The following is an 18,766-nucleotide window of genomic DNA, read 5'->3' on the forward strand; positions in this document are numbered from 1 at the left end:
GGCCCGTCACGGGGCCGCGGGGAAGTCCGCTCCCCCGGGCTCGCCGCGCAGCAGCGGCGAGGCGGGCTTCTCGGCCGGCCGGCCCCGACTGCGCAGCGCGTCGGCGACCGCGACCCCGGCCAGCACGGCGGCGACCGCCGCCAGCGCCACCATCGGCGAGCCCAGGGCGAGCGCCGGCGCCAGCAGGAGCAGCGCCGCCAGGCCGCCCGAACGCGACCAGGACACCCGGCCGAAGATCTCGTACTCGAAGCGGGCCCGGGCGGCCAGGAAGATCGCCGGGCCGCCGACGACGAAGACCAGCCAGACCGGGTCGATCCGGTCGTAAGGGTGCGCGATCACCAGTTCGTAGCCGACGCCGGTGCTCAGCGCGCCGACGACGATGGCCAGGTGGGTGGCGGCGACGGAGGAGCCGAGCCGGCCGGCCGGCCGGGCCACCCGCAGCGCCTCGCCGAGCAGGTGACCCGCCCGGTGGAAGTAGATCCGCCAGAGCAGTGCCGTGGTGAGGAACGCCGTGGTGAAGGCGCCGGCCCGGTCGGCGGTGAAGACGGCACCGCTGTAGGTCACGCCGATGACCAGGACGGTCTCCCCCAGCGAGATGAGGAAGATCTGCTGGTACCGGTCGGCCAGGTGCTCGCCGGCGATCGGCCAGCCGGAGGCGCGCGCCGGGCCCATCCGGGGCAGCGGCCAGCCGAGCAGGAGCCCGGTGCCGTCGACGGCCAGCGCGAGCCCCCACAGCGGCAGCCGCAGGTGCTCCGGCCCGACCGCCCCGGCCAGCCACGGCACGGCGCCGACCGCCGCCCAGGCGGCGAGCCGCAGCGCGACCGTGCGGCGCGGATGGCGGCGCAACGCCACGGCGAAGACCAGCGGCCGGCCGATCATCGCCGCCAGGTACCCGAGCACGAACGGCAGGGCCCGCTCCTCGAACGCCCCTGGCAGCGCGACCGCCATCACCATGGCGGCGAACATCGACCCCACCACGACGAACTGGATCACCGCGCGCTCGGGCTCGTACCGGCTGGTGACCCAGGCAGTGATCGACCAGAGCAGCCAGAGGGCGAGGAAGAGCACGCCGGTGCGCGCGATCTCGACCACCATCTCGCCGACGGAAGCCCCCGCGGCGTCGATCAGGCGCACCGAGACCCGGGTCAGCGCGAAGACGAAGACCAGGTCGAAGAAGAGTTCGAGGAAGCTGGCCCGGGTCGCGCTGATCTCGGGACGCAGCAGCGGCCCGCCGCGTCCGTCCGTCATCGGTTGCCCGTCGCCACCTGCCTACAACGACCGTGGTTACGGCGCGGTTGCGTCAGCCCTGCGCGGACTTCGCCTTCGCGGCCGCCTTCATCTGCTGCTTGTACTCGCGCACCTGCCGCAGCGAGTCGGCGTCGGTCACGTCGGCGACCGAGCGGTGGGCGCCCTCGTCGCCGTAACCGCCCGCGGCCTCCCGCCAGCCCTCCGGCGTGACCCCGAACCGCTTGCCGAGCAGGGCGACGAAGATCTGCGCCTTCTGCCTGCCGAAGCCGGGCAGGTCGGCGACGCGCCGCAGCAGCTCCCGTCCGTCGGCGACGTCGGCCCAGAGCCGGGCGGCGTCGCCGTCGTACCGGTCGACGAGCACCCGGCACACCTCCTGCACCCGGGCGGCCATCGCCTTCGGGAACCGGTGCAGCGCCGGCGGCTGGGCGAAGAGGGCGACCAGGGCCTCCGGGTCGTACCCGGCCAGTTCCGCGGCGTCCGGCTCGTGCCCGAGCCGCTGGGCCAGCACGTACGGCGAGGAGAACGCCTTCTCCATCGGCACCTGCTGGTCGAGGACCATGCCGAGGAGCAGGGCCAGCGGGCTGCGCGCCAGCAGCCGGTTGGCCTCGGGATCGATGGGCAGCGCGAGCGTCATGGCAGTCATGCTTCCTCATCGGGCCGCACCGGGTGAGCCCGGCCGCCCGACACGCCAGGTAGGCCGGGTCGATCCGATCGGCGTACGGTTTCCCAGTGAGGTTAGCCTCTGCTAACTTCTCCCCGTCGGCCGCCGATGGCCGGGAAGAAGGGGTTCTCGTGTCCGTCACTGTCCGCCGGTCCGCCGCGACGCTCGTCGCGGCCGGTCTGCTCGGGTTCGGCCTGGTCGCCTGCGGGTCCGGCGACGAGGGTTCCGCCGACCCCGGCAAGCCGAACGACAAGAAGATCACCGTCTACAGCGGGCGCAACGAGCAACTGGTCAAGCCGCTGCTGGAGAAGTTCAGCCAGCGGACCGGGATCACCGTGCAGACCCGGTACGCCACCACCGCCCAGCTCGCCGCGCAGCTGACCGAGGAGGGCGGCAGGTCCCCGGCCGACGCGTTCTTCGCCCAGGACGCCGGCGCGCTCGGCGCGGTCGCCAAGAAGGACATGTTCAGCACCCTGCCGGAGACGGCCACCGCCAAGGTGCCCGAGAAGTACCGGGCCCGCAGCGGCCAGTGGGTCGGGGTCAGCGCCCGCGCCCGGGTGCTGGCGTACAACGCCGACCTGGTGCCCGCCGCCGAGCTGCCGAAGTCCGTCTTCGAGCTGACCGACCCGAAGTGGAAGGGCAAGGTCGGCCTCGCTCCGACCAACGCCTCCTTCCAGGCGTTCGTCACCGCGATCCGGGTGCAGCACGGCGAGCAGAGGGCCAAGGACTTCCTGGCCGGGCTGAAGGCCAACGAGCCGCAGATCCGGGACAACAACGTCAAGATCGTCGAGGACGTGAACAGCGGCGCGATCCCGGTCGGCCTGGTGAACCACTACTACCTCGGCGAGGTCGCCAAGGAGCAGGGCACCACCCCGGACGCGCTCAAGGCCAAGCTGCACTTCTTCCCCGGCGGCGACACCGGCGCGCTGGTCAACGTGGCCGGGGTCGGGGTGCTCAAGCGCGCCGCGCAGGACCCGGACACCCAGGCGTTCGTCGACTACCTGCTCGGCCCGGAGGCGCAGGCGTACTTCGCCGAGCAGACCTTCGAGTACCCGGTGGTGACCGGCGTCGCCGCGCCGGCGGGCGTGCCGCCGCTGGCCGACCTGGACACCCCGGACATCGACCTGAACGACCTCGACACTCTCGAGGCCACCATCACCCTGATCAAGGATTCGGGGCTGGTGCCCTGACCAGCCCGTCCGCCACCGTCGGGCCGGCCCTTCCGCGGCCGGCCCGCTCCGGCGTACGTGCCCGGGTGCGGCGGCTGGCGCCGCGCCCGGCACTGCTCGCGGCTTCGACCGCCGCGGTGGCCGTGGGCCTGCTCCCGCTGGCCTACCTCGCGGTGCGCACCGTCGAGGCCGGGCTCGACCGGGTCGCGGCCGAGCTGTGGACCGACCGGGTCGGCCTGCTCGCCCTGCGCAGCCTCGGGCTGGCCGCGGTGGTCACCGCCGCCAGCGTGCTGCTCGGCGTCGGCACCGCCTGGCTGGTCACCCGGACGGACCTGCCGGCCCGCCGGGCCTTCGCGGTGCTGGCCGCGCTGCCGCTGGCCGTTCCCACCTACATCGCCGCCTTCGCCTGGGTCTCCTCCGCGCCCCGGTTGGCCGGGTTCTGGCCGGCCGCGCTGGTGCTCACCCTCTGCTGCTACCCGTACGTCTTCCTTCCTGTCGCGGCCGCGCTGCGCGGCGCGGACCCGGCGCAGGAGGAGGTCTCCCGTTCGCTCGGGCGCGGCGGCTGGCGGACCTTCACCGAGGTCACGCTGCGCCAGATCCGGCCGGCCACCGCGGCCGGCGGGCTGCTGGTCGCCCTCTACGTGCTCTCCGACTTCGGGGCCGTGTCGATCCTGCGCACCGACACCTTCACCCGGGCCATCTTCGTCGCCTTCGACCTGGGCTTCGACCGCACCGGCGCGCTGGTGCTCTCCAGCGTGCTGGTGGCGTTGACCGTGCTGCTGCTGGTCGGCGAGACGGCCACCCGCCGCCGCGGCGCCCGGTACGCCCGGCTCGGCGGCGCCCGCCGGCCGGCCCGCCGGCTGCGGCTCGGCGCGGCCCGCTGGCCGGCCCTGGCGGCGCTGGTCGGGGTCGCCGCGCTCGCCCTCGGCGTGCCCGCGGTGAGCCTGGCCCGGCGGCTGGCCGACGGGGTGTCCCGGCCCGGTGCGCTGGCCGAGGTGCTCACCGCGGCCGGCAACTCACTGTGGATCTCGCTGGCCGGCGCCGCGCTGACCATGCTGCTGGCGCTGCCGCTGGGGCTGCTCACCGCGCGCGCCCCGGGCCCGCTGGCCACCGCGCTGGACCGGCTGGCCTATCTGGCCCACGCGCTGCCGGGGGTGGTGATCGGGCTGTCGCTGATCTTCTTCGGGATCAACGTGGCGTACCCGCTCTACCAGACCCGCTGGCTGCTGGCGCTGGCCTACGCCACGCTCTTCCTGCCCCTGGCCGTCGGCGCGGTGGCCGGGGCGGCCGCCCAGTCGCCGCCCGGGCTGGAGGAGGTGGCCCGCTCGCTGGGCCGCGGCCCGCTGGCCGTGCTGCGCACGGTCACCCTGCCCCTGACCCTGCCCGGCATCGGCGCGGGCGCGGCGCTGGTCTTCCTCACCGGCATGAAGGAACTGCCGGCCACCCTGCTGCTGCGCCCGACCGGGACGGACACGCTCGCCACCGAGCTGTGGACCAGCACGGCGGTCGGCGCGTACGCGGCGGCGGCACCGTACGCCGCCCTGCTGGTGGCCATCTCGGCGCTGCCCACCTGGCTGCTGGTCGCCCGCAGCGGCCTGCTCGACAAGGAGGACCGATGATGAGCGAGGTCGAGCTGACCGGCGTGGTCAAGCGGTACGGCCCGGTCACCGCGCTGGCCGGGGTCGACCTCACCGTGCCGGCCGGGCTGCTGACCGCGGTGCTCGGCCCGTCCGGCTGTGGCAAGACCACCCTGCTGCGCTGCCTGGCCGGCTTCGAACGGCTCGACGCCGGGGAGATCCGGATCGACGGCGCCCCGGTCGCCGGCCGCGGCCGGCACCTGCCCGCGCACCGCCGCCGGATCGCCGTGGTGCCGCAGGAGGGTGCGCTCTTCCCGCACCTGAGCGTGGCCGCCAACGTCGGCTACGGCCTGGACCGGGCGGCCCGCCGCGGCGACCGGGTCGACGAGGTGCTCGCCCTGGTCGGGCTGGCCGGGTACGGCGACCGGATGCCGCACCAGCTCTCCGGCGGGCAGCAGCAGCGGGTGGCGGTGGCCCGGGCGCTGGCGCCCCGACCCTCGGTGGTGCTGCTGGACGAGCCGTTCAGCGCGCTCGACGCGGGGTTGCGCGCCGGGCTCCGGCACGACGTACGCGAGGCGCTGCGCGCCGACGGGGCGACCGGGGTGCTGGTCACCCACGACCAGGGCGAGGCGCTGTCGGTCGCCGACCGGGTGGTGGTGCTGCGCGCTGGGCGGGTGGTCCAGGCCGGCCCGCCGACCACCGTCTACCGGGAGCCGGCCGACGAGTGGGTGGCCGGCTTCGTCGGCGACGCGGTGCTGCTCCCGGCGGTGGCCGAGGCCGGCGCGGCCCGTACCGCGCTGGGCACCGTTCCGGTCGCCGGCGCGGTGCCGGGCGGCCCGGTCACCGTGCTGGTCCGCCCGGAGCAGATCCGCCTGGGGGCGGCGCCGGGAGCGGTCACCGCGACGGTGCTGCGGCACGACTTCCACGGGCACGACGCGCTGGTCGGGTTGCGGCTGGCCGACGGCACCCGGATCACCGCCCGGATCCTCGACGACGCCGCGCCGGTGCCGGTCGGCGCCGACGTGGCGGTGAGCGTGCACGGGCCGGTGCGAGCCTGGCCGGCCCGCGACGCCGGCGTCACTCCGACCGCCGACGCCGACCTGCCGCCGACCGGTGGCCCGGCGGTACGGGTGGAGCCATCCTCCGGGCCGGTCGGCGTCGGTTGACCGCGACGAGCAGCCGGTTCGGCGAGCCGGCGCCCGGTTGGTCACCGGATGTCGCGGGTGGCCCCGCCCGTCGCGGCGGCAGGGGGCAGGATGGCGGCGTGGACGAACACGACATGCTGCTCTCCCCCGCCGGGGTGACGGCGCTGCGGACCGCGCTCACCCGGGCCGGGTTCACCAGCAACGGCATCGCCGCCCGGCTGGGCCCGCAGGCCACCGGCGGGGTGGCCCGCAACGACTTCCGGGCCGCCCTGCGGGCCACCGAGGACCGCGACCAGCTCGGCACCCTGATCCGGGTCTTCATCTGCGAACAGACCGAGCCGGAGGCGGCGGTGGCCGCCGCGCTGGCGCCACTGTCGATCGAGGAGGCGCTCGCCGGCGGCCTGGTCGAACGGCACGGCGAGGGCCTGCGGATGGGCCTGGACCTGGAGCCCTACGGCGACGACTGGTGGGTGCTGGCCGACGTGCCGGCCAGCGCCCGGCCCGGTCGGCCGTTGCACGCCGAGCACGTGCTCGGCATCGGCGGGGCGACCCAAACCCTGATCGGCGCCACCGTCCGGCGGCCGGTGGAGACCGCGCTCGACCTGGGCACCGGCTCCGGGGTGCAGGCGCTGCACCTGTCCACCCACGCCCGCCGGGTGACCGCCACCGACGTCTCCGAGCGGGCCCTGCGCTTCGCCGCCACCACCGCCGCGCTCAACGGGCAGGACTGGGAACTGCTCCGCGGCGACCTGGTCGCCCCGGTCGCCGGGCGCCGGTTCGACCTGGTGGTGAGCAACCCGCCGTTCGTGGTCGGGCCGGGCACCACCACGCACGTCTACCGGGACTCCGGCCGGGTCGGCGACGCCATCGGCGCCGAACTGGCCGCCGCCGCTCCGCACCTGCTCACCGAGGGCGGCACCATGCAGTACCTGGCGAACTGGGTGCACGTCGCCGGGGAGGACTGGGCCGAGCGGGTCACCGGCTGGTTCGCCGGCACCGGTCTGGACGCCTGGGTGGTCCAGCGCGAGGTGGCCGACCCGATGGCGTACGTCAGCCTCTGGCTGACCGACGTCGCCGAGGCCGCCGACCCGCAGCGGATGGCCGACTGGCTGGACTGGTTCGACGCGCACAAGGTGGAGGCGATCGGCTTCGGCATCGTGTCGCTGCGCCGGGGCGGGCACGACGACCCGGTGATCCGGGTCGAGGACCTGCGCCAGCGGGTGGAGGCGCCGATGGGCGACCGGATCGCCGACTGGTTCGACCGACAGGACTGGCTGCGCGCTCGCGGCACCGACGGGCTGCTCACCGCGCGCTACCGGGCGGCTGAGGGTCTCCAGCTGCGGCAGGAGGCGACCATGGGCGACGAGGGCTGGGCGGTGGACCGGCAGGTGCTCGCCATGCCGCACGGGCTGCGCTGGACCGAGGAGATCGACCCTCTGGTGCTGGCCCTGGTCGGCGGGGCCGACGGACGGTTGCCGCTGCGCGACCAGCTCGCCCTGCTCGCCGCCGCGCACGACGTCGCCGTCGACGAGCTGGCCGAGGCGGCCGGGCCGATCGTGGCGCACCTGGTCGAGCGGGGCTTCGTCGAGCCGGTGGCCGACTGATGCGGGCGGTGGTGCAGACCGTCGGCCGGGCCGGCGTCACCGTCGACGGCGAACTGGTCGGCGAGATCTCCGACGGGCTGCTGGTGCTGCTCGGGGTGACCCACACCGACACCATGGAGACCGCGCGCACGATGGCCCGCAAGGTGCACGAGCTGCGCATTCTGGACGACGAGCGGTCGGCGGCCGACACCGGCGCGCCGATCCTGGTGGTCAGCCAGTTCACCCTCTACGGCGACGCCCGCAAGGGCCGCCGTCCGAGTTGGACCGCGGCGGCCCCGGCCGAGGTGGCGGAGCCGCTGGTGACCGCGGTCGTCGAGGCGCTGCGCACCCGAGGCGCCAAGGTCGAGACCGGCCGGTTCCGCGCACACATGCTGGTGGAGAGCGTCAACGTCGGTCCGCGCACCATCCTGCTCGACCTCTGACCATCGGTGGCGGAGTCGCGCCGTGGCGTGACTCCGCCGCCGCCAGCTGTTCACCGGGCCGCGTGACGGCGGTAGAACCGTCGCATGCCATCCCCCACACAGCCCTTCGCCCCCGGCCGGACGAGACGGCGGCTGATCGCCGCCGCGGCCGCGGTCGGACTGGTCGCGGCCGGCGCCGCCGTGCTCCAGGCGCCCGCCACCGCGGCCGGCCCGACCCCGGCCACCCCGACCGCGGCCAGGGACACCCACACCCTCACGCTGATCACCGGTGACGTGGTCACGGTGACCACCTTCGCCGACGGCAAGGCCACCGCCGACGTCGACCGGCCCGACCACGCCACCGGCGGCGTCCGCGTCCAGGAGAGCGGCGGCGACCTGTACGTGCTGCCCGACGAGGCGCTGCCGCTGCTGGGCAGCGACCGGCTCGACCGGCGGTTGTTCAACGTCACCGACCTCATCGAGATGGGCTACGACGACGCCCGGACCGCGGAACTGCCTCTGATCGCGACCTACCCCCCGGCGAAGGCGCGGGCGGGCCGCCCGGCCGCACCGCGGGGCGCGAAGGTCGTCCGCGACCTGCCCAGCATCACCGGCGCCGCGCTGGCCGCCGACAAGAAGCAGGCCCGCGCCTTCTGGTCCACCGTGGCGCCCGCGCCGGCCCGGTCCGGGGCGACGCTCGGCGGCGGGGTCGCGAAGCTCTGGCTCGACGGGCGGGTGAAGGCCACCCTGGCCGAGAGCGTCCCGCAGGTCGGCGCCCCCGAGGCGTGGGCCGCCGGGTACGACGGCACCGGGGCGACGGTCGCGGTGCTGGACACCGGCATCGACGCCGGCCACCCCGACCTGGCCGACCAGGTCGACGAGACGGTCAGCTTCGTGCCCGGCGAGGACGTCTCGGACGTGCACGGGCACGGCACCCACGTCGCCTCGACCATCGCCGGCACCGGGGCGGCCTCCGGCGGCGACCGCAAGGGCGTCGCGCCGGGCGCCGACCTGATCGTCGGCAAGGTGCTCGACGACGAGGGGTACGGCCAGGACTCCTGGATCATCGCCGGCATGCAGTGGGCCGCCGAGTCCGGGGCGGACGTGGTCAACATGAGCCTGGGCGACGCGTCGCTGACCGACGGCACCGACCCGATGACGGCCGCGGTGAACACCCTCACCGCCCAGCACGGCACGCTCTTCGTGGTCGCGTCGGGCAACGCCGGACCGCAGACCATCGGCGCGCCCGGCGTCGCCGCGAGCGCGCTGACCGTCGGCGCGGTGGACAAGCAGGACGAGCTGGCCTGGTTCTCCAGCACCGGCCCGCTGGCGGGCACCGGCGCGCTGAAGCCGGACATCACCGCGCCCGGCGTCGGCATCTCCGCGGCCCGCTCGCAGCACGCCACCGGCGAGGGCGCCTACCAGAGCATGGACGGCACCTCGATGGCCGCCCCGCACGTGGCGGGAGCGGCGGCGCTCCTCGCCCAGCGCCACCCGGACTGGTCCGGCCCGCAGCTCAAGGAGGCGCTGATGAGCAGCGCCAAGGGCCTGGCCGAGGGCTACCACCCGTACCAGGTGGGCACCGGGCGGCTGGACGTGGCGGCGGCGGTGCGCGGCACCGTACGGGCCACCGGCTCGGCGTTCTTCGGCACCTTCGACTGGCCGCACGAGGCGACCGACGCCCCGGTGACCCGGCAGGTGACCTTCACCAACTCCGGCGCCACCGCGGTGACCCTCGACCTCGCTCTCACCGGCGCCGGCCCGTTCTCGCTCGGCGCCTCCTCGGTGACCGTGCCGGCCGGCGGCAGCGCCGACGTCGCGGTGATCGGTGAACCGCGGACGGACGCCCACGGCCAGCTCACCGGTTACCTGGTCGGCACCGACGCCGCCACCGGCACGCCGGTCACCCGTACCGCGCTCGCCCTGCTCAAGGAGGACGAGCGGTACGACTTGACCATCACGCTGACCGGCCGGGACGGCAAGCCCGCCAGCTCGATGGTGGTGGTGAAGCGGGCCGGCGACTTCTACCCGTGGCAGTACCCGGTCGACGGCGAGCGGACGCTGCGGCTGCCGCCGGGCACGTACACCGTGGAGGCGGCGCTGGACGTCCCGGGTGAGGGGCCGGATCGCCTCGGCTTCGCCCTGCTGGTCGACCCGGAGACGGTGCTCGACCGGGCCGCCGAGGTGGTGCTCGACGCCAGCCGCGCCCGGCTGCTCGACACCACCACGCCGCAGCGCACCGAGGACCGGCAGCGCAAGCTCGACTTCGAGATGCGGTACGCCGACGGTGACAGCTTCCGCCAGGCCTACCAACTGCCGGTGCGCTACGACGACCTCTACGTCATGCCGACCGAGCCGGCCGCTAAGGGGTCGTTCACCATGGCGGCCCGGTGGCGCAAGGGCGAGCCGATGCTGAGCCTGAGCATCGCCGGCCTGCCGCCGGTCGACGCCACCGTGCAGCCGGGCAGCACGCTCACCGCGGGCAGCGAGACGCTGCGCCCGGTCCACGCCGGCACCGGCACGCCGGCCGAGTACGCGGACGTCGACGCGAAGGGCAGGGTCGCGGTGGTGACCCGCAGCGACGCGATCGGCGCGGCGGACCGCGCCGCGGCCGCGGCGGCCGCCGGGGCGAAGCTGCTGCTGGTCGTCAACGACGGCCCCGGCATCCTCAACGAGTACGTCGGCGAGTCCCCGATCCCGGTCGCCACCGTGCACCAGGAGGCCGGGAAGCGACTGATCGAGGCGGTCCGGGCCGGGACGCCGAAGCTCACCGTCGCCCGGGTGCCGTACGCCACCTACGTCTACGACCTGACCCGGGTCTGGCCGGGACAGGTGCCGGACCAGCCGCTCACCTACCACCCGGGCCGCGACGACCTGGCCCGGATCGACGCCCGCTACCACGCCGTGAAGGACACCGCGGGCGCCGGCTACCGGTACGACATGCCCTTCAGCCCCGCGTTCGGCTTCCGGGAGAGCGAGTGGCACCCGGGCACCCGCACCGAGTGGGTCACCCCGGACATGGTCTGGCACGAGGTGCACGACCAGGGCTCCTGGACGGACACCGCGTACCTGAACACGTACGCCAAGGGCACGACGACCCGGCTGGACTGGTTCGCACCGGCCGTCCGGCCGGCCTTCAACCGGGCGTTCGCGGTCCGCAACAGCCGGTACCGGGACTTCATGACCCTCAACGTGCAGGCCTGGAGCCCGTCGGACGACATCCTGGAGCACGGCGGCAACCTGGACTGGGGGTCGGTGCCGACCACCGTCAAGCTGTACCAGGGCGACATCCTGCTGCACGAGAACCGCCACTACTCCGATCTGCAGTGGAAGGCGGTGCCCGCCGGCACCCTGCCCTACCGCCTGGTGCTGGACGCCTCGCGGCCGGCAGAGGAGTGGCGACTGTCCACCCGCACGCACACCGAGTGGGACTTCGTCTCCAGCTCGAACGAGGCGGACACCTTCGTCCCGTTCGCGCTGCTCCAGCTCGACTACGCGCTGGAGACGGACCTGCGGGGCGACGTCAAGGCGGGCACCAGCCAGCAGATCAGCGTCAAGGCGGGACCGCAGCCGGGCGGCACCGGCACCGGCACGGTCACCTCGGTCGAGCTGGAGGTCTCGTACGACGACGGCGGCAGCTGGCAGCGGGTGACCCTGAGCCGGGGCGCCGACGACCGGTGGACCGGCTCGCTCAAGCTGCCGAAGCAGCCGGGCGGCTTCGTCTCGGTGCGCGCCGCCGCGAAGACGGACGCCGGCTTCGGCATCCGGCAGGAGCTCATCCGGGCGTACGGCCTGCGGTGAGGGGGCCGGCGGGGTCCTGGGACCGGCACCGTCCCGGGGCCCCGCCGGGCACCACCCCCTGTTCAAGATCCATCAAGATGGCCCATACTCGCCGTGCCGTCAGCGGCGGAGGGAGGCGGCCAGCGATGCTCGGCGCGTTGGGTCTGGGCCCGGACGACGAGGCGGTCTACGGGCTGCTGGTCCGCCGGGACAGGCCGGTAGGGCCGAACTCGCCGATGCCCTGCGGCTGCCGGTCGAGGCGGTCGACGCGGCGCTGTCCCACCTGGCCGCGTCCGGGCTGGTCAAGTGCGGGCCGGACGACGGGTTCTCGGTGGCGCCGCCCGCGGTCGCGCTCGGGGCGCTGATCAGCGAGCAGCGCAGCGCCCTGCGCAGCGCCGAACTGGCACTGGTCACGCTCGCCGAGGAGCACCGTGGCGCGATCGCCGGCCGGGCCATCGACGAACTGATCGAGGTGATCACCGGCGTGGAGGCCGTCCGCCACCGGTTCGCCCAGGTGCAGCACGCCGCCCGGACCGAGGTCCGCAGCTTCGTCACCACACCCTTCATCGCCGTGCCGCCGGGCGCCAACGCGGTGGAGTCGGTGGCGGTGAACCAGGGCGTCCGGTTCCGGGTGGTGATCGACCGCCCGACGCTCGCCGAGCCGGGGGTGGTCGCCGAGACCCTGGAGTCGCTGCGTGACGGCGTCCAGGTGCGGGTGGTCGACTCGTTGCCGATCAAGCTGATCCTGGCCGACACGGAGCTCGCCCTGGTGCCGCTGACCGCCACCCCCGGGGGCGAGCCCGGTGCGGTGCTGCTGCACCGCACCGGGCTGCTGGCGGCGATGGACGCGCTGTTCGAGATCGTCTGGCGGGACGCCCACCCGCTCGACCTGACCGCCGCCGGTGGCGTGACCGAGCGCCCCGACGGCGACGGCGGCACCGAGCCGAGCGAGCTGGACCGCCGGATCCTGGCGCTGCTGCTGTCCGGGCTCACCGACCAGGTCGTCGCCGCCCAGCTCGACCTGTCGTTGCGGACCCTGCAACGGCGGCTGCGCCATCTGATGGACCTCGCCGGCGTGGAGACCCGGATGCAGCTCGGCTGGCACGCCGCGCGGCACGGGTGGACCTGACCGGCCGGCTCCGAGCGGGCGAGCCGGCCGGCGCGGTCAGAAGAAGAGACCCCGGCGCTGCATCGACTGGCGCAGCCAGCCGTCCAGCTGGGCAACCCAGTCGGTGCGGTCCATCGTGGCGTAGTCGACGGTGAACCGGCCGAACGCGTCCCGCCCCTCGGTGAGCAGCCCACCGCGCTTGTCCAGCTCCAGCACCACCTGCATCTGCCGCGGGTCGGCGACAAAGGTCACCTCCAGCTGGTTGATCGCGCGGGCGTACTGCGGCGGCGGGTAGAACTCGATCTCCTGGTAGAACGGCAGGGTCTGCCGTACGCCGTAGATGTGGCCCCGCTCCACGTCGGCGCGGCTGAACCGGAAGCCGAGCCGCAGCAGCGCCTCCAGCAGCCGCTCCTGGGCCGGCAGCGGGTGCACCGCCACCGCGTCCAGGTCGCCCTTGTCGACCGCCCGGGCCACCTCCAGCTCGGTACGCAGCCCCATCGTCATCCCGTGCAGGTGCTGCCCGTACAGCTCGGTGACCGGGGTCTCCCAGGGCACGTCGAAGCGGAACGGGATGTCGTGGCGTTGCCCCGGCTCCAGCCGGAACGTGCCGGTCACCCGCTGGCGGTGGAACTCCTGGGTGGTGTTGTACTCGTTGTCGCCGCTCTCCACCTCGACCCGGGTGACCAGGCCCAGCGCCACGTAGCTGACGTCGACCTGGTGGTCGCCGCCGGCCACGTGGACGGTGCCCTCCAACTGGCCGCCGGGGCGGCAGTTGGGGTTCGCCAGCACGGTTTCCACCGACGGGCCACCCACGCCCATCGCCTGCATGAGCCGCTTGAAGACCACGACGCCCTCCGTTGCCTGTCCGCGCCGGCCGGCGCGATCGGCCCCGCTGGCCGACCGCTGGCACGGTAACCGGGCCCGGCAACCGCCACCGGCCGACACACCCCCGGCAGCCGACGTTTCCGGCGAGATTGGTGTCGGTTCCCCGATCGCCTCACTCCCGTTTCACGCCCCGCCCGCCAAGCTGTGTGTCACACCGGCACCACTGGGCCGGACGAGCGGCACAGACGTGGACACGGGGAGAAGAGATGGCCCTGCAGATGACGGAGCACCGGATGCGCCCGGCCGGCACCATCGAGGCCGAGCACGGCACCGACACCCTGACCGACCTGGACGCCACCGACGAGCGCGGCGTCTCCACGGACCTGGTCCGGGCATACCTGAACGGAATCGGCCGCACCAAGCTGCTCACCGCCGCGCAGGAGGTCGACCTGGCCAAGCGGATCGAGGCCGGACTCTTCGCCGAGGAGAAGCTGGCCACCTGCACCCCGGTCTCCGCGGCGCTGCGGGCCGATCTGGAACTGGTCGCCGCCGAGGGCCGCGCCGCCAAGGACCACCTGCTCGAGGCGAACCTGCGCCTGGTGGTCAGCATCGCCAAGCGGTACACCGGCCGTGGCATGGCCTTCCTCGACCTGATCCAGGAGGGCAACCTCGGCCTGATCCGCGCGGTCGAGAAGTTCGACTACGCCAAGGGCTACAAGTTCTCCACCTACGCCACCTGGTGGATCCGCCAGGCCATCACCCGCGCCATGGCCGACCAGGCCCGCACCATCCGCATCCCGGTGCACATGGTCGAGCAGGTCAACCGGATGGTCCGGGCCCGCCGCGAGCTGTCGGTGACGCTGGGCCGCGAGCCGACCGTCGCCGAGGTCGCCCGGGCGCTGGACATCCCGGAGTTCCAGGTCATCGAGCTGATCTCGTACGACCGGGAGCCGGTCAGCCTGGACCAGGCGGTCGGCGAGGACGGCGAGAGCGCGCTCGGCGACTTCGTCGCCGCCGTCGACCCGGGCGCCGAGCCGGGTGACGCGGCCGCGCAGGGCGAGTTGCGCAACGAGGTGAGCATCGTGCTGGCCACCCTCTCCCAGCGGGAGCAGGCGGTGATCCGGCTCCGGTTCGGCCTCGACGACGGCCGCCAGCGCACCCTCGACGAGGTGGGGCGGGAGTTCGGCCTGTCCCGGGAGCGGATCCGGCAGATCGAGAAGGTGACCCTGCTGAAGCTGCGCGCTCCGGAGCGGGCGCAGCGCCTGGAGGCGTACGCCTGCTGACCGTGGGTGCGTGTCGCGGCCCCGGCGGTTCGCCGGGGCCGCGGCGTGTCCACAGCCGAGGGTCTTGACCTGGCCACCGATCCACGCTAAAACCAAATGGTTATGAAACCAGGAGGTTATTTACGGTGGCCGAACTGCTGGACGCGACCTTCGCCGCGCTCGCCGACCCGACCCGGCGGGCCATCCTCGCCCGCCTTGCGGCCGGCGAGGCGACGGTGACCGAGCTGGCGGCGCCCTTCGCGATGAGCCAGCCGGCCATCTCCAAACACCTGAAGGTGCTGGAACGCGCCGGACTGGTCAGCCGGGGCCGGGACGCCCAGCGGCGACCCTGCCGGCTGGAGGCCGGACCGCTGCGGGAGGCCACCGCCTGGCTGGCGAACTACCGCGACTACTGGGCGGAGAGCTACCAGCGCCTCGACGCCCTGCTCGACGACCTCCAAGCCGCCGGCCGGACGCCCCCGCAGCGGGACGGCACCCGGGGCGGCGGGCGGTGACCGGCCTCGGCGACCCGCTGGTGGTGGCCACCCCGGGCGACCGCGAGATCGTGCTGAGCCGGCTGTTCGACGCGCCCGCGCACCTGGTCTTCGCCGCCTTCACCCGCCCGGAGCTGCTCGTCCGTTGGTACGGCGCACGCGGCTGGCGGCTGGTCGAATGCGAGGTGGACCTGCGGGTGGGCGGGCGCTGGCGCTACGTCTCGGCGGGCCCGGACGGCGAGCGGATGGGCCAGGGCGGGGTGTACCGCGCGGTCGAGCCGCCACACCGGCTGGTCTGCACCGAGCTCTTCGACGACCAGTCCTACCCGGGCGAGACGCTGGTCACCCACGAGTTCACCGAACTCGTCGGGCGGACGACGGTCACCACCATGCTGCGGTACGCCACCCCCGAGGGGCGCGACGCCGTGCTGCGTTACCCGATGACCCGCGGTGTCGGCGAGAGCTTCGCGCGGCTCGCCGAACTGCTGCACGAGACGACGACGAGGCAAGGAGAGACCCTGTGAACTGGACCCTGGAAGTGGTGATCGTACCGGTCTCCGACGTCGAGCGGGCCAAGGCGTTCTACGCCGACCAGCTCGGTTTCACGGTCGACCACGACACCGTGATCAGCGACGACGCGCGGATCGTGCAGTTGACCCCGCCCGGCTCCGGCTGCTCCATCGTGATCGGCAAGGGCGTGGTGCCGCAGATGCCGCCGGGCTCGTTGAAGGGCCTCCAGCTGGTGGTGCCGGACCTACGGAAGGCCCGGGCCCAGCTGGTCGAGCGGGGCGTCGAGGTCAGCGAGATCCAGGTGGTGGGCGAGAACCCCCGGCCGGTGCCGGACCCGCTGGACAACGTCGGCTTCGTCTTCTTCACCGACCCGGACGGCAACGCCTGGGGCGTCCAGCAGATCTCCAGCCGCGGCTGACGGCTACAGCCGGCGTGGGCCGGTGTCCGGGCGGTCGGCGGCGGAGCCGGTGCGCACGGTGGCGTGCAGCACCGAGAGGCCGTCCGGCCGGACGAGCACCGGATTCAGCGTCGCCGACCGCACTCGGGGCTGCTCGTCGGCGAGCCGGCCGACCCGCAGCAGCAGGTCGGCCAGCGCCGCCCGGTCCACCGGGGCGGCGCCCCGGTGGCCGCGCAGCAGCGGCGCCGCGCGGGGCTCGTCGACCAGCTCGGCGGCGTCCAGGTCGGTCAGCGGCACGGCCCGCCAGGCCCGGTCGCCGAGCAGCTCGGTCGCCACGCCGCCGAGCCCGAAGCCGACCACCGGCCCGAACGCCGGGTCCTCCACCAGCTCCACCACGCAGGCCACGCCGGGCGGGACCATCGGTTGGACCAGCACGTCCGCGCCGAAGACCGCCGACATCTCGGCGTACGCGCGGCGCAGCGCGGCCGGGTCGGGCAGGTCGAGCCGGACGGCGCCGAGGTCGAGCCGGTGCCGCAGGCCGGAAGCGGCCGCCTTGAGCGCCACCGGGTAGCCGAGCCGGGCCGCGGCGGCCACCGCCTCGTCGGCCGAGCGCGCCGGCACCGACTCGACCACGTCGATGCCGTACGCGGCGAGCAGCCCCGCCGGGTCGGTGGCCTCCGGGCGCAGCGCCGCCTGCGCCGCCTCCCGGTCGACGGCGGGCAGCTCCGGCAGCGCCCCGGGCGGGCGGCGCAGCCAGTCGGCGTACGCGGCGACCCGGCCGAGGGCGCGGACGGCCTCCTCCACGCTCGGGTACGCCGGCACCCCGGCCGGCGCCCGGCCGACCAGGAACGTCGCCACGGTCGGCTTGCCGGCGGCGAGGGCGCTCGGCAGCGCGGCGGTGAAGTCCGCCTCGGCGTCGGGGAGCTGGCCGGGCAGCGGCGGCGCGAAGACCACCACGAGGGCGTCGACCCGGTCGTCGGCGGCGGTGTCGGCGAGCGCGGCGGCGAACTCGGCCGCCCCGGCGCGCGGGCCGACGTCGCGGGGGTAGCCGGCGGCGACGGTCAGCCCCTGGGCGGCGCAGGCGGTGGCGGCCAGCCCGGTCAGCGCCGAGGAGTTGCCGACCACCCCGACCCGCCGGCCGGCCGGCAGCGGCTGGTGGGCCAGCAGCACCCCGACGTCGAGCAGTTCGGCCACGGTGTCCACCCGGATCACGCCGGACTGGGCGAACAGCGCGCTCACCGCGACCTCGTCGGGGCCGGCGGTGTCGCCGACGCCGGGCGGGCGGGCCGGCGAGGCGAGCGCCACCACCGGCTTGTCCCGGCCGATCCGGCGGGCCAACCGGGCGAACTTGCGCGGATTGCCGAACGTCTCCAGGTACAGCATGATCACGTCGGTGCCCGGGTCGTCCTGCCAGTACTGGAGCAGGTCGTTGCCGGAGACGTCGGCCCGGTTGCCGGCCGAGACGAAGCTGGACAGGCCCAGCCCACGCCGGTCCGCCTCGGCGAGCAGGGCCACCCCGAACGCGCCGGACTGGCTGAAGATGCCCACCCGGCCGGGCACCGGCAGCCGCGGCGCGAGGGTGGCGTTGAGGCGTACCGCCGGGTCGGTGTTGGCGACGCCCAGGCAGTTCGGGCCGACCACCCGCATGCCGGCGGCGTGGGCCGCGCGGACCAGGGCCCGCTGCGCGGCCGCGCCCTCTCCACCGGCCTCGGCGAACCCGGCGGAAATCACCACCAGGCCGTGCACCCCGGCGGCGGCCGCGTCGGCGACCACCGCCTCCGCCGCCTCGGGCGGCACCGCCACCACGGCCAGGTCGACCGGCAGGCCGGCGTCGGCCGCCGACGGGTACGCGGGCAGCCCGGCGACCGTCGCCGCGCTCGGGTGCACCGGCACCACCGACCCGGTGAAGCCGAAGTCGCGCAGGTGCCCGAGCACCGCCGCGCCGACGCCCTGCCCGGTGGCGCTGGCGCCGTAGACCGCGACGCCGCGCGGGGCGAGCAGCCGGGCGATGGAGCGGGCCTCGGTGCGGTGCTCCCGGCCGCGCTGCACCTCCAGCGTTGCCTCGGTGGGCGCGATGGGGAAGCTCAGGTGCACCACGCCGTCGGCGAACTCGCGCTGCACCTGGTAGCCGAAGTCGGAGAAGACCCGCAGCATGGCGCCGTTGGCCGGCAGCACCTCGGCGACGAAGCTGACGATGCCGATCCGGCGGGCCGCGTCGGCCAGGTGCTCCAGCAGCACCGAGCCGATCCCCCGGCCCTGGTAGGCGTCCTCGACCACGAAGGCGACCTCGGCCTCGGGCGCCGCCGGGCCGAGCCGCTCGTAGCGGCCCACGGCGACCATCCGCTCGCCGGCCAGCACCACGAACGCCTCCCGGTCGCGGTGGTCGACGTTGACGAAGCGTTGCAGGTCGCGCTCGGGGATTCGCGGGTACGGCGAGAAGTAGCGCAAATAGCGGGTGCGCTCGGAGAACCGCGAGTGCATCGCCACGATGTCCGGGGCGTCCGCCGGGCGGATCTGTCGCAGCTGGACGGTGGTGCCGTCGCTGAGCAGCACGTCCACCGGTTGGGGCGCGGTCGCCACCGGCC

The 18,766-nt window shown here is 74.8% G+C and carries 14 protein-coding genes and 1 pseudogene; 11 read left to right on the plus strand and 4 right to left on the minus strand.

The features are described 5' to 3' along the window. Nucleotides 1-6: 6 nt before the first annotated feature. Together ACVCAH_RS08385 and ACVCAH_RS08390 are read right to left on the minus strand one after the other, a co-directional pair. Nucleotides 7-1,248, minus strand: a complete 1,242-nt coding sequence (locus ACVCAH_RS08385) for a low temperature requirement protein A (protein ID WP_447135472.1) — start codon at nucleotides 1,246-1,248, stop codon at nucleotides 7-9. A 52-nt stretch (nucleotides 1,249-1,300) separates the two neighbouring features. After that, the gene (locus ACVCAH_RS08390) at nucleotides 1,301-1,891 is read right to left on the minus strand and encodes an HhH-GPD-type base excision DNA repair protein (protein WP_447135473.1); all 591 of its coding nucleotides are present in this window, start codon (nucleotides 1,889-1,891) and stop codon (nucleotides 1,301-1,303) included. Between the two features lie 149 nt (nucleotides 1,892-2,040). Here ACVCAH_RS08390 and ACVCAH_RS08395 point away from each other — a divergent pair, with 149 nt between their 5' ends. From ACVCAH_RS08395 to ACVCAH_RS08425, 7 genes and pseudogenes are all read left to right on the plus strand, one after another. Then, on the plus strand, nucleotides 2,041-3,099 hold the full coding sequence (locus ACVCAH_RS08395; protein ID WP_447135474.1) for an iron ABC transporter substrate-binding protein: 1,059 nt from the start codon (nucleotides 2,041-2,043) through the stop codon (nucleotides 3,097-3,099). 65 nt (nucleotides 3,100-3,164) lie between these two features. Beyond that, entirely contained in the window at nucleotides 3,165-4,697 is a 1,533-nt protein-coding gene (locus ACVCAH_RS08400; protein WP_447135475.1) for an ABC transporter permease, read from the plus strand. After that, a pseudogene (locus ACVCAH_RS08405) lies at nucleotides 4,697-5,746 on the plus strand (ABC transporter ATP-binding protein); the annotation flags it as partial. The gene ACVCAH_RS08400 and the pseudogene ACVCAH_RS08405, both read left to right, overlap by 1 nt. A 173-nt stretch (nucleotides 5,747-5,919) precedes the next feature. Beyond that, nucleotides 5,920-7,404 (plus strand): DUF7782 domain-containing protein, encoded by a 1,485-nt coding sequence (locus tag ACVCAH_RS08410; RefSeq protein WP_447135476.1) that lies wholly within the window; start codon nucleotides 5,920-5,922, stop codon nucleotides 7,402-7,404. Further along, nucleotides 7,404-7,826: a D-aminoacyl-tRNA deacylase gene (dtd, locus tag ACVCAH_RS08415; RefSeq protein WP_447135477.1), complete on the plus strand. Its 423-nt coding sequence runs from the start codon at nucleotides 7,404-7,406 to the stop codon at nucleotides 7,824-7,826. The genes ACVCAH_RS08410 and dtd overlap by 1 nt, the downstream gene beginning before the upstream one ends. 84 nt (nucleotides 7,827-7,910) lie before the next feature. Further along, nucleotides 7,911-11,606, plus strand: coding sequence for a S8 family serine peptidase (locus tag ACVCAH_RS08420; protein WP_447135478.1), 3,696 nt, complete (start codon nucleotides 7,911-7,913; stop codon nucleotides 11,604-11,606). A 310-nt stretch (nucleotides 11,607-11,916) separates the two neighbouring features. After that, nucleotides 11,917-12,714: a transcriptional regulator TrmB gene (locus ACVCAH_RS08425; RefSeq protein WP_447135479.1), complete on the plus strand. Its 798-nt coding sequence runs from the start codon at nucleotides 11,917-11,919 to the stop codon at nucleotides 12,712-12,714. A 36-nt stretch (nucleotides 12,715-12,750) separates the two neighbouring features. Here ACVCAH_RS08425 and ACVCAH_RS08430 read toward each other — a convergent pair whose 3' ends face one another. Continuing rightward, nucleotides 12,751-13,539: a sporulation protein gene (locus ACVCAH_RS08430; protein ID WP_447135480.1), complete on the minus strand. Its 789-nt coding sequence runs from the start codon at nucleotides 13,537-13,539 to the stop codon at nucleotides 12,751-12,753. A 245-nt stretch (nucleotides 13,540-13,784) separates the two neighbouring features. Between ACVCAH_RS08430 and sigB the strand changes: the two genes are divergently transcribed. The 4 genes from sigB (at nucleotide 13,785) to ACVCAH_RS08450 (ending at nucleotide 16,202) form a co-directional block, all read left to right on the plus strand. Beyond that, nucleotides 13,785-14,801 carry an RNA polymerase sigma factor SigB gene (sigB, locus tag ACVCAH_RS08435; RefSeq protein WP_447135481.1) on the plus strand — a complete coding sequence of 339 codons (1,017 nt, stop codon included), beginning with the start codon at nucleotides 13,785-13,787 and terminating at the stop codon, nucleotides 14,799-14,801. A 125-nt stretch (nucleotides 14,802-14,926) separates the two neighbouring features. Continuing rightward, complete coding sequence (locus ACVCAH_RS08440; protein ID WP_447135482.1) at nucleotides 14,927-15,295, plus strand: ArsR/SmtB family transcription factor; 369 nt, start codon at nucleotides 14,927-14,929, stop codon at nucleotides 15,293-15,295. Continuing rightward, nucleotides 15,292-15,798 carry an SRPBCC family protein gene (locus ACVCAH_RS08445; protein WP_447135483.1) on the plus strand — a complete coding sequence of 169 codons (507 nt, stop codon included), beginning with the start codon at nucleotides 15,292-15,294 and terminating at the stop codon, nucleotides 15,796-15,798. The genes ACVCAH_RS08440 and ACVCAH_RS08445 overlap by 4 nt, the downstream gene beginning before the upstream one ends. Continuing rightward, nucleotides 15,795-16,202: a VOC family protein gene (locus ACVCAH_RS08450; RefSeq protein WP_447135484.1), complete on the plus strand. Its 408-nt coding sequence runs from the start codon at nucleotides 15,795-15,797 to the stop codon at nucleotides 16,200-16,202. The genes ACVCAH_RS08445 and ACVCAH_RS08450 overlap by 4 nt, the downstream gene beginning before the upstream one ends. Nucleotides 16,203-16,205: 3 nt before the next feature. Here the strand turns inward: ACVCAH_RS08450 and ACVCAH_RS08455 are convergent, their stop codons facing one another. Continuing rightward, nucleotides 16,206-18,761, minus strand: a complete 2,556-nt coding sequence (locus ACVCAH_RS08455) for a bifunctional acetate--CoA ligase family protein/GNAT family N-acetyltransferase (protein WP_447135612.1) — start codon at nucleotides 18,759-18,761, stop codon at nucleotides 16,206-16,208. Between the last annotated feature and the right edge of the window lie 5 nt (nucleotides 18,762-18,766).

This window comes from Micromonospora sp. LZ34 (genome assembly GCF_052981855.1).